This window comes from Cryobacterium sp. TMN-39-2, from assembly GCF_004402745.1.
In the GTDB taxonomy this organism is placed as follows: Bacteria; Actinomycetota; Actinomycetes; order Actinomycetales; family Microbacteriaceae; genus Cryobacterium; species Cryobacterium zongtaii.
Genome location: NZ_SOFX01000016.1, coordinates 1 through 13,403 on the forward strand (window position 1 = coordinate 1; position 13,403 = coordinate 13,403).

At 68.0% G+C, this 13,403-nt stretch carries 19 protein-coding genes and 1 tRNA gene; 8 read left to right on the forward strand and 12 right to left on the reverse strand.

Annotation, left to right across the window (positions count from 1 at the left end; genetic code table 11):
• The coding region (locus E3O57_RS04975; protein ID WP_134456571.1) for a DUF4232 domain-containing protein at positions 1–487 on the forward strand (487 nt) is incomplete at its 5' end.
• Positions 488–564: 77 nt separating this feature from the next.
• A complete protein-coding gene (locus tag E3O57_RS04980; RefSeq protein WP_370289834.1) occupies positions 565–966 on the forward strand; it encodes a dehydrogenase in 402 nt (133 codons plus the stop codon).
• A gap of 9 nt (positions 967–975) precedes the next feature.
• Here E3O57_RS04980 and radA read toward each other — a convergent pair whose 3' ends face one another.
• Both radA and E3O57_RS04990 read right to left on the reverse strand, forming a co-directional pair.
• A complete protein-coding gene (gene radA / locus E3O57_RS04985) occupies positions 976–2,340 on the reverse strand; it encodes a DNA repair protein RadA (protein ID WP_103461312.1) in 1,365 nt (454 codons plus the stop codon).
• A 32-nt stretch (positions 2,341–2,372) separates the two neighbouring features.
• The gene (locus E3O57_RS04990; RefSeq protein ID WP_103478455.1) at positions 2,373–3,155 is read right to left on the reverse strand and encodes an SGNH/GDSL hydrolase family protein; all 783 of its coding nucleotides are present in this window, start codon (positions 3,153–3,155) and stop codon (positions 2,373–2,375) included.
• Positions 3,156–3,231: 76 nt separating this feature from the next.
• On the opposite strand from E3O57_RS04990, the gene E3O57_RS04995 reads away from it, so the two are divergent.
• Both E3O57_RS04995 and E3O57_RS19150 read left to right on the forward strand, forming a co-directional pair.
• Positions 3,232–3,321 (forward strand) — tRNA-Ser (locus E3O57_RS04995).
• Positions 3,322–3,653: 332 nt separating this feature from the next.
• A complete protein-coding gene (locus E3O57_RS19150) occupies positions 3,654–3,998 on the forward strand; it encodes an SRPBCC domain-containing protein (protein ID WP_255455734.1) in 345 nt (114 codons plus the stop codon).
• A gap of 131 nt (positions 3,999–4,129) precedes the next feature.
• Here E3O57_RS19150 and E3O57_RS05010 read toward each other — a convergent pair whose 3' ends face one another.
• Positions 4,130–4,798 (reverse strand): GAP family protein, encoded by a 669-nt coding sequence (locus tag E3O57_RS05010; RefSeq protein ID WP_165787839.1) that lies wholly within the window; start codon positions 4,796–4,798, stop codon positions 4,130–4,132.
• Positions 4,795–5,325: a TetR/AcrR family transcriptional regulator gene (locus E3O57_RS05015; protein WP_103461351.1), complete on the reverse strand. Its 531-nt coding sequence runs from the start codon at positions 5,323–5,325 to the stop codon at positions 4,795–4,797. Before E3O57_RS05015 ends, E3O57_RS05010 begins: the two co-directional genes overlap by 4 nt.
• A gap of 175 nt (positions 5,326–5,500) precedes the next feature.
• Here E3O57_RS05015 and E3O57_RS05020 point away from each other — a divergent pair, with 175 nt between their 5' ends.
• The gene (locus E3O57_RS05020; protein ID WP_165787838.1) at positions 5,501–6,349 is read left to right on the forward strand and encodes a methyltransferase domain-containing protein; all 849 of its coding nucleotides are present in this window, start codon (positions 5,501–5,503) and stop codon (positions 6,347–6,349) included.
• A gap of 109 nt (positions 6,350–6,458) precedes the next feature.
• Here E3O57_RS05020 and E3O57_RS05025 read toward each other — a convergent pair whose 3' ends face one another.
• The 5 genes from E3O57_RS05025 to E3O57_RS05045 all read right to left on the reverse strand — a co-directional run bounded on the left by E3O57_RS05025 (position 6,459) and on the right by E3O57_RS05045 (position 8,747).
• A complete protein-coding gene (locus E3O57_RS05025; protein WP_088457295.1) occupies positions 6,459–6,713 on the reverse strand; it encodes a zinc-ribbon domain-containing protein in 255 nt (84 codons plus the stop codon).
• Between the two features lie 53 nt (positions 6,714–6,766).
• Positions 6,767–6,976, reverse strand: a complete 210-nt coding sequence (locus E3O57_RS05030; protein WP_088457294.1) for an RNA polymerase sigma factor — start codon at positions 6,974–6,976, stop codon at positions 6,767–6,769.
• 237 nt (positions 6,977–7,213) lie between these two features.
• On the reverse strand, positions 7,214–7,525 hold the full coding sequence (locus E3O57_RS05035) for an AzlD domain-containing protein (RefSeq protein ID WP_103461308.1): 312 nt from the start codon (positions 7,523–7,525) through the stop codon (positions 7,214–7,216).
• A complete protein-coding gene (locus tag E3O57_RS05040) occupies positions 7,522–8,271 on the reverse strand; it encodes an AzlC family ABC transporter permease (RefSeq protein WP_103478451.1) in 750 nt (249 codons plus the stop codon). The genes E3O57_RS05035 and E3O57_RS05040 overlap by 4 nt, the downstream gene beginning before the upstream one ends.
• Positions 8,272–8,306: 35 nt before the next feature.
• Complete coding sequence (locus E3O57_RS05045) at positions 8,307–8,747, reverse strand: Lrp/AsnC family transcriptional regulator (protein ID WP_103461306.1); 441 nt, start codon at positions 8,745–8,747, stop codon at positions 8,307–8,309.
• A 68-nt stretch (positions 8,748–8,815) separates the two neighbouring features.
• Between E3O57_RS05045 and E3O57_RS05050 the strand changes: the two genes are divergently transcribed.
• Positions 8,816–9,460 (forward strand): LysE family transporter, encoded by a 645-nt coding sequence (locus E3O57_RS05050; RefSeq protein ID WP_103478450.1) that lies wholly within the window; start codon positions 8,816–8,818, stop codon positions 9,458–9,460.
• On the opposite strand, the gene E3O57_RS05055 is transcribed toward E3O57_RS05050, so the two are convergent.
• The 3 genes from E3O57_RS05055 to E3O57_RS05065 all read right to left on the reverse strand — a co-directional run bounded on the left by E3O57_RS05055 (position 9,457) and on the right by E3O57_RS05065 (position 12,458).
• Positions 9,457–10,242, reverse strand: coding sequence for a glucosamine-6-phosphate deaminase (locus E3O57_RS05055; protein WP_103461304.1), 786 nt, complete (start codon positions 10,240–10,242; stop codon positions 9,457–9,459). The two genes, E3O57_RS05050 and E3O57_RS05055, sit on opposite strands and share 4 nt — an antisense overlap.
• A 96-nt stretch (positions 10,243–10,338) precedes the next feature.
• Complete coding sequence (locus E3O57_RS05060; protein WP_103461303.1) at positions 10,339–11,580, reverse strand: PTS transporter subunit EIIC; 1,242 nt, start codon at positions 11,578–11,580, stop codon at positions 10,339–10,341.
• A gap of 134 nt (positions 11,581–11,714) precedes the next feature.
• Entirely contained in the window at positions 11,715–12,458 is a 744-nt protein-coding gene (locus E3O57_RS05065) for a GntR family transcriptional regulator (protein WP_103461302.1), read from the reverse strand.
• Between the two features lie 237 nt (positions 12,459–12,695).
• Here E3O57_RS05065 and E3O57_RS05070 point away from each other — a divergent pair, with 237 nt between their 5' ends.
• Positions 12,696–12,929 (forward strand): glucose PTS transporter subunit EIIB, encoded by a 234-nt coding sequence (locus E3O57_RS05070; protein ID WP_103430187.1) that lies wholly within the window; start codon positions 12,696–12,698, stop codon positions 12,927–12,929.
• Positions 12,926–13,399 (forward strand): PTS glucose transporter subunit IIA, encoded by a 474-nt coding sequence (locus E3O57_RS05075; protein WP_103478449.1) that lies wholly within the window; start codon positions 12,926–12,928, stop codon positions 13,397–13,399. Before E3O57_RS05070 ends, E3O57_RS05075 begins: the two co-directional genes overlap by 4 nt.
• Positions 13,400–13,403 lie beyond the last annotated feature (4 nt).

The window sequence follows — 13,403 nt, forward strand, 5'->3', positions numbered from 1 at the left end:
GACGGCGGCGCCGACGCCGACCGGAAACGCGGCCGATCCGGCAATTGCCGCCGACCCGGCCGCCCCCGGCGCCGCCGGCGCGGCGTGCGACCCGGCGGCCGTGCAGGTCGAGGCGATCACCGACCAGGACGCCTACGACGCGGGCGACGAACCTGAGCTCTCCCTGAGCGTGACCAACACCGGCAGCACACCCTGCACCCTGAACGCCGGCACCGCCACGCAGGTGTTCACGATCACCAGCGGCGCCGACGTGTACTGGTCCTCCACCGACTGCCAGTCCGACCCGGCAGACGCCGAGGTCACCCTGCAGCCAGGCGTCGCGGTGAGCACCAAGACGCCGCTCACCTGGGACCGTACCCGCTCCAGCCCGGAGACCTGCGAGATCATCGACCGGGAGCCCGTGCCCGGCGAGGGCGCGTCGTACTACCTCTCTGTGAGCGTGGGCGGCGTCGAATCGGCCGGCCCCACCCAGTTCCTGCTCAACTGACCGCCGGCCCGCGGTGTTCGCTCCGGGCTGAGGCCTCGAGTGGCCCCGCTCCGGCCGTGAATGATTGAATGGAGCACGTGACAGACGCGACTTCAGATACCCGATCGGATGCCCTGGCCAGCGCCCTGGCCAAGCAGGATGTCGCGGCGGTGGCGTACGCGCTCCGCAACGATGTCGTGATCGCGCCGTTGCTCGTGGTCAAGGGCTCCGCGGAGCAGGTGCGGGTGTTCGGTCGGGAGGGCAGCGACAAGCGCACCCTGCTGCTCTTCTCCTCCGGCGAGAACTACGCCCGGATGATCCCCGACGAGGTCGATCCGCAGGTGATGGTGGCCAACGGTCAGTGGCTGCGGGAGTTCCTCACCGTGCACAGCGAGACGCTGGAGATGGTCTTCTTCGACGTGGCCGGCCCCGCCGTGATGCAGGCGGCTCCGGCTGACCTGCTGCGCGCACTCGGACCGATCGAGCCGTCGACGGACTGACCCGACCCGCTACCGGAACGCGTCGTCCAGCTCGGCGTCGCGCCGGGAGATACCCGTGCCCAGCGCCCGGTTCACCGCGGTCTGCACGGTGCTGCTGGACGCGTCGATACGGGTGCTGAAGCCCATCCGGGCGGCCTCGGCGGCGCGCTGTTTGGCCGCGGACACCGGACGGATCTCACCGGCCAGGCTGATCTCGCCAAACGCCACCACGTTGTGCGCTATGGGTTCGTCCTTGAGCGCCGATGCGACCGCGATCGCGATGGCCAGGTCCGCGGCCGGTTCCACCAGCCGTACCCCGCCCACCGTGGACACGTACACGTCCTTTTTCGAGAGCGGATAGCCCGCCCGCTTCTCCAGCACCGCCAGCAGCATCGCCACGCGGGAGCCGTCCACGCCGTTGGTCACCCGGCGCGGGTTGGGCATGGCGGTGTCGATCACGAGCGCCTGCACCTCCACCGGCAGGGCGCGACGTCCCTCCATCGCCACGGTCACACAGGTGCCGGAGACCGCGGCGGTGCCGCGGCTGAGGAACAGCCCGCTCGGGTCAGCGACCTCGCTGATGCCGTCACCGGTCATTTCAAAACAGCCCACTTCGTCGGTGGAGCCGAAGCGGTTCTTGAGGGCCCGCACGAACCGCAGCGCAGTATGCCTGTCGCCCTCGAACTGACAAACCACATCCACCAGGTGTTCCAGCAGCCGCGGGCCGGCAATGGTGCCGTCCTTGGTGACGTGCCCCACCAGCAGCACGGGCAGGTTGCGGTCCTTGGCGAGCCGGATGAGCGTGGACGCCACCTCGCGCACCTGGCCGGGCTGCCCGGCCTGGCCGTCGTTGAGGGAACTAGACACCGTCTGCACGGAGTCGATGATCACCAAATCGGGTTTGACCGCGTCGATCTGGCCGAGGATGGTGGCCAGATCGGTCTCGGCGGCGATGAAGAGTTCCGGCTGCAGTGCCCCGGTGCGTTCGGCGCGCAGGCGCACCTGCGCCACGGACTCCTCGGCGCTGACGTAGAGCACCCGGGACTTGGCTACGGCCGCCTTGGACGCCACCTCGAGCAGCAGGGTGGACTTGCCCACCCCGGGCTCGCCGCTAAGCAGGATCACCGAGCCGGGCACGATGCCGCCGCCGAGTACCCTGTCGAACTCGTTGATGCCGGTGGGCCAGTGCGCTACCGCCGTCGTGTCGACGTGGGTGATCGGCCGGGCTACGCCGGTGCCGCTCACAACGGAGGGAGCGACCGACCGGCTGATGCCAGTCTTCTCCGCGGTTTCCACCACGGTTCCCCATTGCTGGCATTCGCCGCAGCGGCCCGCCCATTTCAGGGTGGTCCAACCACACTCGGTGCAGCGGAAGTTGGAGACGGGTTTAGCCATGCTGCGAGCCTAGCCGCGGCCGCAGACACGCCTCACTCGGTCAGGGCCTCCTGGGGGACTCGTCGGGCCACGGCCGAGCTGAGCAGGGGCAGGAAGGCCTCCGCCCAGGTGCGGTAGCCGCGGTCGTTCGGGTGGAACATATCGTTGGCCACCTGCGTCAGCACGCTCCGCCAGCCCTGTCGTTTGGTGGTGGCGTGCATCGGCACGACGGTGAGGCCGTGCTCGGCGGCCACGTCGCGCACGATCTGGTTGGCCACGGCCACCTTGCGTTCGTTGTGGGGCAGGTGGAAGCACGGCAGGTCGGCCACGAGCGCGTGCGGCGGCAGGGCCGCGAACACTGTGCGAATTCCGGATTCGAAGCGTTCCGCATCCCACTGGGCGATGTCGTTGGCGCCGATGGCGACGGTGACGAAGTCGGGCTGCAGCTTGGCGAACCGCGGCAGCTGGTCGCGCACGGCCAGCTCCACGGTGGCCCCTGAGACACTGAGGTTGATCACCCGCAGGGTGCGGCCTGTGGCCAGACGGATGTGGTCGGCCAGGATGCCGACATAACCACGGTTGGGCGCGCTGGCGCCGATGCCCTGCGCGGCACTGTCACCGATGGCCACGTAAAGCAGGTCGCCCTTCTCCTTGGCGTGGGTGCGCCACCAGAGCGAATTGATCGGCAAGGTCTCGTTGAGTTCGGCGGCGTTGGCGGCCAGGTGCAGCTTGAAGCGCCTGTAGTTGGCGACCGCCACCGCTGTGATGCCGGCGGTGGTGGCCAGGGCGCCGGCGGCGAGGGCAAGAGTGCGGGGAGTGGAACTGTCGTTTGTCACCCCGCGAGAGTACCGCCGGCCTCTGACAATTGCCCGGATTGGCGCCGGACCCCTCCTCTCAACTACAATCGCTCTCGGTACCGTGTCCGAGCGGCCGAAGGTGCAACTCTCGAAAAGTTGTGTGGGGGAGACTCCACCGTGGGTTCAAATCCCACCGGTACCGCCACGAAAAACCCCGTTGATCCTTGTGATCACGGGGTTTTTTTGTCCCCGGACGCGGTCACACCCCACGGAAATCCCACAACTGATCGAGCTCGCGCGGTTCTCTCGCCCGTGAACAGGTTCGCAATCATGGGTACGCTCGATGAGGCGCGTTTGCGGAACTAGTTCACGCGCCGCTCGGCGGGCAATGTCCCGTCGCGCTCAGCTCGAACGTGAAGGAAACACCTTGTCTGATCACGCAAGAATCAAGGGCCACACCGTGACCCGCACCGTGCACATCGAGGCTCCGCGCGCGCGCGTCTGGAAGGCGCTGACCGACCCCGAGGTGATGGTCCAGTGGTTCGGAGACGGTGTGGTGTTCGCCGCGCTCGAGCCCGGCGNAGCATCGACTGGGATGACTACGGCAGCTTCCCGATCGAAATCACCGAGGTGGTGCCCGACGACTCGTTCGGCTTCCGTTGGTCCGGAATCCCCGCCGAAAAGCTCGACGAGTTCTCGACGCACGTGCGCTTCACCATCGCCGATGCTGGTACCGGGACGGATGTCACGGTGATCGAATCGGGCTTCGATACGCTCCCCGGCGGTACCCGCTACCGTCGCGAACGTCTCGAGCAGAACCGAGAGGGCTGGGACGTCGAACTCGACGAGCTCGCGATCCTCCTCGAGGATGTTGCCCAGTAGTTCACGATCACGGGGGAGTCGCTCGATGAGTCGGCCGCGGATCGGACACTGCTGAAATTCGTTCTGCGTTATCGAGAGCTACCGAGACGGCGTCCAGGTCATCAACGAAGAGATCTGGATCGACGCCACGTTCAGCGCAGCGCCCAGAAGGGCAGCGAGGCGACCACCCCGCCGAGCAGAATCAACGCGACTGCTATCACCGGCGATGCCGTGACGTCACCGGTGCCCAGGCGCGTGGTGATGCGGGAAAGCAAAGCGTGCGTCCGCCGGTGGGAGAGGATGCCCACGGTGAGAAGCACGAGGCAGGGGAGGCAGTAGATCACGGCGTAGCCAGCGAGGATCAGCAGCCCTGCCCCGGTAGTGACACCGGCGTTGAGGAGGCGTTCGATCGCGATGAAGTACGGAAACGCGTTGGGCAGGTCGGCGCCGGTCAGTAGCGCGCCGAACGGAAGCGCCGTCCAGGGCGTGAACCAAGCGGGCAGTGCGATGGGGGTGCGGGGTCTGGTGCGGAACCGCCGGATGCCGGCGAGGATCAGCACGAGGCCGGCGGCGGCGAAGGCGACGTATCGGATGCCCTGTACGATGCCGTCGACCGCTCCGGAAGCAGCGCCCGCGCCGAGGAACAGAGCAGCGCCGGCGCCGAACACGGTGAGTGCTGCACCGAGCACCGTCGCCAGCGCCGTCAGCACGGGGCGCCGGGGGGCGGCAAGGAGGATCAGAGTCACTGCGACGATCGTGGCCGGGTTGAACGAGTCCAGCACCGCGAGCCCGGCGATCGCGAGCAGAAGGGGCGCGGTCACCGACTGTCCTGCCCCGGACGGCGCACGAGGACGTCGATCAGGGCGTCGAGCTCCGCCTCCGTGGGGGCGGTTTCGATGCCGGCGACGACGTTCGCGGCGAGTCCGTCTCCGACTAGACGGATGATCCGCGCTCGAGTCGCGTCTCCCGTGTCGTCCTGGATCATCGACTCCCACCGTGCGATCGCCTCCCGCGATGCGGCCGCGACGTCGTCGCCGGGCGTCTCGACCGCGCGGTGCGCGATGGCCAACGCCCGGAACAACGCCACGTCCTCCCCGGCCGGCACCGAGATTCGCAACCACGTTTCCGCCGCTCGGCCCTCCGTCGATGCGGCGACCATTATGGCGTCGATTTCCTCAAGAGCAGCCACAGCCAGTCCTTGCACAAGCGCCGCCCGGGAGGGGAAGTGATGCAGGAGGCCACCCTTCGAGACGCCGGCCTTGCTCGCCGTCTCGTTCAGCGAGGGCACGACTCCGCGATCTAGTGTGAGCTGTCGAGCGGCGCCGAGGATGAGTGCTTTGCGATCCATGCGAACATCGTACCAAAAAAGACCGTCCGGACGGTTGGTTTCTCAGACGATTCCACTCCGCGTTCGCCCGGCAGGTGGCGAGCCGGCCCGGGACGCACCGGAGCCGGACGAGGACCCGTCGTTTTCGCTAGCCTTGAGCCTTCCCGACCGCCGCCCGCGAGGAGCACGCCTACCCATGCCGACAGTTGCGCTGGAGCCTCGCTATTTCGACCGGATGGGCTCCTCGCTCGGTGACAAGGCGCGGATGGTGCTGCCGCACCTGCGTGGCCCCCTGGTGTTGGATGTCGGAGCCGGCGGTGGCGAGCTCACCGCCGCGATCGCGGGTGCCGGCTTCCGGACATCCGCCCTGGACGCCGCGCCGGACGCCATCACCAGGCTGACTGCGCTCGGGATGCTGCACGAGGTGCGGCGCGGCTACGCCGAGCAGGTGCCGCAGCTCTTCGACGAGCCGTTCGACACGATCGTCGTGAGCGCCCTGCTGCATGAGGTCTACTCCTACGGAACGTCGCCGAATACCGAACCAATCCTGCGCGGGTGCGACGCGCTGGCGCTCACCGTGACCCGGTGCCGCGAGAGCCTGCGCGGCAGGGGCCGCTTGATCATCCGCGACGGTGTCATGCCGGAACGGCCCACGGAGCCGGCGACCGTGGACGGACTGTCCGACGAGGACGTCGAGGCGTTCCACGACTACCTGCGGCGCAGCCCGCACCCGTTGTTGCGGGCACTGCACCTGCGCGGGCGGAGCCTGACCGGCACCCGGCATGCCGTCGCCGAGTTTCTACTCACGCTCACCTGGGGCATCGAGACCTTCCCGCGGGAAGCCCTGGAGCGTTATCAGCTCTTCACTCTGGGCGGGTACAGCCAATACGCAGGGGACCTGGGCTTCGATCTCGTGCACAGCGAGGCGGTCACCCAGCAGGGATACGTCGACGCCCTCTCCTGCCTCAGAGTCACAAGCGGCGACCGGCCGTGGTTCCCGGCCACGAACGGCCTGTGGGTGTTCGAGAAGCGATCAACCTCGTAGCCGGCTCTGCACCAGCCGAAGCCCGCCGACAACTGTTGCCCGTGCGGACATCTGTTCACGAGGAGGTGGCGCACCGGTCTCGAGGCGACCGGAGCGCCTGTCGCAGCCTCTAGGAAGACATGCGGGACTGCACCCAGTCCAGTGAATGTCGCGCCTGGTCGGCGCTGAGGCGGGTCTGTCCGCCACAGTTCGTGCACTCGTTGGAATACTTGGTGGAGAACGAGAACAGCGGCAGAAAAAACACCGTGAACCGGTTCGCAGACTTCACGACATTTTGCGGCGCTCGCTCCCCGCAGAATGCGCAGACGAACGTGACGACGTTGATGACCTTCTGCGAGGCATTGATGCCGAAGAGGAGAAACATTGTCGGTTCCTTCCGAGGTGTCAGGAGAAGGATTGCCCGTCTCCCGGTAGTAGTCAGGCGGCGACGCGCAGGGCCGAACGCAGGTGCGTGAGGCCCTCGCTCAGACGGGAATCGGCGACGTCGACGCTCACGCCGAGCAGGTCGGCGACCTGATTGTTGCTGAAGCCCGAGTAGTAGGCGAGGTGAATCGCCTGGCGGTGTTCCGGCGACAGGGTGTCGATGGCGTCCGTGGCGTGGTCGAGGGTATGAGTGGTTGTGAACATGAATCGTACTTTTCGTTATGACGTGTGAAGGCGGCGCGCAGCATTGCGTGCGCCGAAATTCGAACAGCGTAGGTGATCGACCGTAAGTCCCGGTCGAGTGCGTCCGAGCGGGTAGTACCCGTTCGAGCGGTGCGTGACTCCGGCCATGGATTGGGGCAGCGGAGTGGTCGGATCGTGGTAAGGATCGACGCGCAACTTCCTACACTAGCACACGGGCGGGGCCGATCCCGCCCAGGACTACGGCAGGCCGAGCAGCCGGAGCCCGGCCGCCGCTGCCGCACCCACGATCACCACGACGAGGAACGGCGCCTTCAGCCACAGGGCCACGGCGGCGGCCACAAGGGCCCCCAGCCTGGCGTCGAGCACCAGCTGTTGCCCGGTCGCCACCGAGTTGGCAACGGTGAGGGAGGCCAGCAGGCCGATGGTGAGGGTGCCTGCGATCCGGGCAACCCGCGGATTCGCCAGCCACTTCTTCGGCACGAGATAGCCGAGGAGCTTGGTGAGGAACCCGACGACGCAGGCGACGACGATCCAGAACCACAGGGTCACGAGGGGTCCGTCCGGTCGGTCTGCACGGTGTCGGGATACGGGTCGATATCGGGCTCCAGGCCCTCACCGTCGGGTCCGGCCCGATAGCCGAACCAGCCGACTGCGGCGGCCACCACGGCTGCCACCAGAATCGGCACGCCAGGTGGCACAAACGGTACGGCAAGGATCGTGGCGAGCGCACAGGCCGCCGCGATCGCGCCGGCGTCCCGCGACCGCAGCCGCGGCCAGAGCAGGGCCAGGAACGCGGCCACAGCGGCGCCGTCCAGGCCCCACCGCTTGGGGTCGCCGAGCGCGTCGCCGGCCAGGGAGCCGACCAGGGTGAATAGGTTCCACAGCACGAAGATGCCGACCCCGGCCACCCAAAAACCGCGTCGCTGCTCGAGAGGGTCGGTCTGACCGGTGCTGGTGGCCAGGGACTCGTCGATGGTCACCTGCGCGGCCGCGAGGCGCCACCACCCGCGCGGCTGCAGCAGAACGTTGATCTGCATCCCGTACACCGCGTTGCGGATGCCCAGCAGTGCCGCCGCGCTCGCGGCGGCCACCGGCGTGCCGCCGCCGGCGATGACGCCGATGAACGCGAACTGTGAGCCGCCGGAGAACAGCAGCAGGCTCAGCGCCTGGGTCTGCCACACGGTCAGCCCGGACGCGACGGACAGGGCGCCGAACGAGACGCCGTACAGGCCGGTGGCAACGGCGATGGACAGGCCGACCCGGGCTCCGGGGGACTGGCGCAGGGACGTGGACACCGGCCGATTTTAGCCGAAGCGGCGCCCGGACCGGGTCATTCCCTGGCGGTGGCTGGTGGCCGCAGGGCGAGCCGAGTCTGGGTTTGACCGGCCCCGGCCTGCTTCTTCAGGCGGTGCAGCAGCTCGTTCAGGTGCGTGGTGTCATTGACCCAAACGTGCAGCAGGTAGTCGTACGGACCGGTCACATGCGCGGCATCACGCACCTCGGGCTCGGCCAGAGCGGCGAGGAGGAAGGAGTCGGAGTCCGCGTCGGTGCGGAGCCGAACGTCGATGAAAGCCTCCAGCCCGAGCGGGCCCAGCGGCGCGTCATCGGCCAGCACAGCCCGATACCCCACGATGACCCCGGTGGCTTCGAGCTTCCGCACCCGCGCGGCGGCCGCGTTCGTGCTCAACCCCACCGCGGTGCCGAGGGCACTGAAGGAAATGCGCCCGTCGGTGCGCAGAATGCCGATGATTTCGCCGTCGAGATCGTCCATGCCGCGATCGTAGCCGTGCCGCGGAGAAAATCTAGGGGCAGGGTCGGCGGCCAGGGCAGGATCGTGGCATGGAGATCGAGCTGGGGCCACTGTTTGTCGGCGGGCTGTTGGCCGGGTGGGGAGTGGCCGTGCCGCTCGGCGCCATCGGCGTGCTCCTGGTGCGGGAGGCTCTGGCCGGCGGCTTCGGTGCCGGGGCCATAGCCGCGCTGGCGGTGGCGTTGGTGGACGGACTCTATTGCGTCGCCGCACTGGCGATCGGTGCGGTCGCCGCCCCGGTTCTCGACTCCTGGGGAGCGGCGCCGGCCGTGGGCGCCGGGCTGATCCTCCTGCTGCTGGGAGCCCTGGGGCTGCGCCGCCGGCCCGCGGCGGCGCAGCCGCGCGACAAGCCGCCGCGACCGCCGTCGCCGGGCCGGGTCTTTGCGACGTTCGCCGGGCTCACCGCGATCAACCCGGCGACGCTGCTGTACTTCGGTGCACTGACCGCGGCGTTGCCGCCGTCCCTCGGCCTGGACAGCGCGCCGGCCGTGTTCGTGGCGGGCGCCGTGGCGGCTTCCCTGGGCTGGCAACTGGTTCTGGTCGCGGTGGGGGCCTTCGCCGGCGGCCGGATCGGCGTGCGGGGCCAGTCCGTGCTCAGCGCCTGCGGGTACGGCCTGGTGATGGTGCTCGGTGCGGCCGCCGTCGTCGCCGCGCTGCCGGGTCTGGTGGCCGGTTAGATGACCTGCCAGGCCGGCTTGTTCGCGTAGGTGTACCGGTAGTAGTCGAGGTTGGCCAGGCGCGAGGCCGCGGCCTCGTCGACGAGCACGGTGACGTGCGGGTGCAACTGGATGACGGAGCCCGGGCTGCTCGAGGTGACCGGACCCTCCACCGCCGCGGCGATGGCCTCGGCCTTTTCCTCGCCGAAGGCCAGCAGGATCAGGTGACGGGCCCGGCGGATGGTGCCCAGGCCCTGGGTGATGCAGTGGACGGGAACGTCATGGGGGGAGCTGAAGAACCTGGCGTTGTCGATCCGGGTCTTCTCGGTGAGGGTCTTGACCCGGGTCAGCGACGCGAATGAGGAGCCGGGCTCGTTGAAGCCGACGTGGCCGGTGCGGCCGATTCCGAGGATCTGCACATCGACGCCGCCGGCGGCGCGGATGGCGGCCTCGTACTCGCTGCCCGCGGTCTCGAGGGTGGCCAGGTCGCCGTTGGGCACCCGGATATTGCCGGGGGTGAGACCGAGCGGCAGCACCGCGTCGCGGGTGATGACGGACCGGTAGCTCTCCGGGTGTCCGCTGGGCAGGCCCACGTATTCGTCGAGCGCGAAACCGCGCACCTTGGACACGTCCAGCGGATCGGACCTGAGCGAGTCGGCGAGGGCGCTGTACAGCGACATCGGCGTGGAGCCGGTGGCGAGACCGAGGACGGCATCCGCTTTCTGACTGATGAGTGACCGAATCGATGCGGCGGCCAGGATGCCGGCGTCGATGGGGGATTCGAGGATGACTACTTCAGCCAAGGGATGCTCCAGATGCGATTGAGAAGGGTGGATGGTGCGAGAAACGATGGTGCCGACCGGTGCCGCGAGCGAGGCTCGCGACACCGGCCGGTCAGGCTAGACCGCGGCCTTCGAGGTGGAGTCGGGGGCGGCCTCCTCCACGACGTCGTCGCCGCGGCCCGGCGTCTTCAGGTTCCAGCGGCGGATGACGAACCGGAACAGGAAGTAGTACAGCGCCGCGTAAGCCAATCCGATGGGGATGAGCAGCAGCGGCTTCTCGGCGAGGCCGAAGTTGAGGATGTAGTCGAAGGCGCCGGCACTGAAGCTGAAGCCGTCCCGGATCTCGAGGAAGTTCACCAGGGCGTGAGAGGTGCCGGTGAGCACAGCGTGGATGACGTAGAGCGGGAAGGCGACGAACATGAACGAGAATTCCAGCGGCTCGGTGACGCCGGTGAGCATCGCCGTGAGGGCGCCGGTGAGCATGATGCCACCGACGATCTTCTTCTGCGACTTCTTGGCTTCGTGCCAGATGGCCAGGGCGCCGGCGGGGAGGGCGAACATCATGATGGGGAAGAACCCGGTCATGAACGAACCCGCGGTGGGGTCGCCGGCGAAGAAGCGGTGCAGGTCGCCGGTGGCGCCGTTGTAGTCGCCGATCACGAACCACATCATCGAGTTGAGGATGTGGTGCAGGCCGACGGGGATGAGCAGGCGGTTCGCTGTTCCATAGAGGAACCCGCCCCAGATGTCGTTGGAGCTGACGAACGCGCCGAACGAGGTGAGGCCGCTGCTGAACGCCGGGTAAAGGAAGCTGAGCAGAACACCGAGCACCAGGGCCGCAACGGCGGTGACGATCGGCACGAACCGGCGTCCGCCGAAGAAGGCCAGATAGCTGGGCAGTTTGATGCGGTGGTATTTCTGCCACAGCACGGCGGAGACGACGCCCATGAGCACGCCGGCAAGCACGTTGTAGTTCACCAGAACCTGGTCGGCACCCTTGTCGGGCAGGCCCATCACGAGCGGAGACATCGCCTTGCCGACGTTGCTGAACACGAGGTAGCCCACGACGGCAGCCAGGGCGGTAGAGCCATCCGCCTTCTTGGCGAAGCCGATGGCCACACCCACCGCGAAGAGCAGGGGGAGGTTGTCGAACAGCGCGCCGCCGGCGGCGGCGATGACCGCCGCGCCGGTCTCGAAGCCCGGGATGGCGCCCAGCAGGTCGGGTTGACCCAGGCGCAGGAGCAGACCGGCGGCCGGCAGGGCGGCGATCGGCAGCATAAGGCTGCGGCCGATGCGCTGGAGTTGGGCGAGGCCCGGGATTTTTCGTCCCGTTCCGGCATCTACGGTGGTGCTGGACATGGATTCCTCCTGTGTTGGTGCTCGTGGTGTGTCTTGTGGACTGGTGAATGGTGTGCGGCCAGAGGCTGCGGGAAGGCATGCTGGCGCTGCCGATGAGCTCGGCAGGCCACCCGGGTGGGGCGGAGCAGGCTGACTTACAGTTCGTGGTTGAGGTCGAGGGTCATGTGGATCTGGTAGCGGTCGCCCCGATACCACGAGGTGACGTGTTCAACGGGGGTGGACCCCGCCGATGACGTGCGGAGGAAGACGAGAAGGGGAACACCCACGTCGATGCCGAGTGGTTCGGCGAGTTCGGCATTCGCGGTCTCGGCCCACGCGGTCTGTTCGGCGTGATCGATGCGCAGACCGTACTCGGTGGCGAAGGTGGCGTAGAGCGAACGGGTGAGGTCCTGGCTCCCGAGGTCGGGCAGCAGGCCGGTCGGGTAGTAACCGCGTTCGAAGGCCATCGGGATGCCGCCGGCGAGCCGCAGACGCTCGACCTGCTGCACCTGCGCGCCGGCCCTCAGGCCCAGCGCCGCACGCACCTCGAGGGGTGCATCGATCAACCTGGACCCCATCACGACGGTGGCGGGCACCAGGCCGCGCCGACGCATGTCTTCGGTGAACGAGGCGAGGTGCAGGTCGCTCTGCACGCGCTCGCCGGCGACGAAGGTGCCCTTTCCCTGGATGCGGTAGAGCACGCCCTCGTCGACCAGTTGGCGGATTGCCTCCCGCACCGTTGACCGGCTCACGCCGTATTTGGTCATGAGCTTTCGTTCGGGCGGGATCGCGGCATGGGGTGCCAGTGTGGTCTCGACACGTTCGAGCAGGATGGCCCGCAACTGCACGTGCTTGGGCACGGCGCCGTTAGCGAGGACCGGGCCGTCGAGGTGTGTCACGACTTCATCACCTTTCCAGGGCGTTGGTTTTCGGGGAGCGGGCTTTCTGTGATCCAGCTGACAACCAACCGGACCACTTCCGCTTTGTGGTCCGTACTGGTACGGTCCAATTACTTGATAATGGAGGTGCGGCGGTCTGTTTGTCAAGGGCCGGCCCGCACAGGCGTCTCGTAGATGAGAGCCTTCTTGTCGACCGATCCAACCCACAGATCCGTATACATTTCCGAGGAGTAACTAATGAGTAGCAAGGCAGAGCAGATCCTGGCCGGCCTCGGCGGCGCCGGCAACGTCGTCGACATCGAGGCGTGCATCACCCGGCTGCGCACCGAAGTGACCGACCCCACGCTGGTCAACGAGCCCGCGCTCAAGGCCGCCGGTGCGCACGGCGTGTTCAGGTCCGGAACCATCGTGCAGGTCATCGTCGGCCCCGAGGCCGAAAACCTGGCCGACGACATCGAGGACCTCAGGTGAGCGTCGCCTCCCTGACCGTGCTCGCGCCCGTTCCCGGCCGCGCCGTGGAGCTCGGCCTGGTACCCGACCCCACCTTCGCCCAAGCGATCGTCGGGCCCGGCGGGGCGATCGACCCTCCCCGCGAGGTCGTCGACGCTATCGCGCCGATCAGCGGCAAGCTGCTCAAGGTGTTCCCGCACGCCTTTGTGATCGTGGCACCGGAGGGTGTCGGGGTGCTCGTGCACCTCGGTATCGACACCGTGCAGCTGAAAGGCGCGGGGTTCACCCTGCAAGCCCAGCAGGGCGACACCGTCACCGCCGGTGACGTGATCGTCAGCTATGACGTCCCCGCCATCGTGGCCGGCGGCCGCGACCCGATCGTTCCGGTGATCATCCTGGAGCGCCAGGCGGAGAACATCACCCTGGCCGACGCCGTGGCAGCCGGTCTGGAGCTCGAGGCCGGAGACACCTTCCTCACCGTCCGCGGCTGACCCT

Coding starts and splice junctions, on each gene's coding strand:
- E3O57_RS05070 (WP_103430187.1), top strand. CDS start 12,696: ATGAGTAGCAAGGCAGAGCAGATCCTGGCCGGCCTCGGCGGCGCCGGC.
- E3O57_RS05045 (WP_103461306.1), bottom strand. CDS start 8,747: ATGGACGATCTCGACGGCGAAATCATCGGCATTCTGCGCACCGACGGG.
- E3O57_RS05025 (WP_088457295.1), bottom strand. CDS start 6,713: ATGTTTCTCCTCTTCGGCATCAATGCCTCGCAGAAGGTCATCAACGTC.
- E3O57_RS05015 (WP_103461351.1), bottom strand. CDS start 5,325: ATGGATCGCAAAGCACTCATCCTCGGCGCCGCTCGACAGCTCACACTA.
- E3O57_RS05030 (WP_088457294.1), bottom strand. CDS start 6,976: ATGTTCACAACCACTCATACCCTCGACCACGCCACGGACGCCATCGAC.
- E3O57_RS05060 (WP_103461303.1), bottom strand. CDS start 11,580: ATGTCCAGCACCACCGTAGATGCCGGAACGGGACGAAAAATCCCGGGC.
- E3O57_RS05020 (WP_165787838.1), top strand. CDS start 5,501: ATGCCGACAGTTGCGCTGGAGCCTCGCTATTTCGACCGGATGGGCTCC.
- radA (WP_103461312.1), bottom strand. CDS start 2,340: ATGGCTAAACCCGTCTCCAACTTCCGCTGCACCGAGTGTGGTTGGACC.
- E3O57_RS05050 (WP_103478450.1), top strand. CDS start 8,816: ATGGAGATCGAGCTGGGGCCACTGTTTGTCGGCGGGCTGTTGGCCGGG.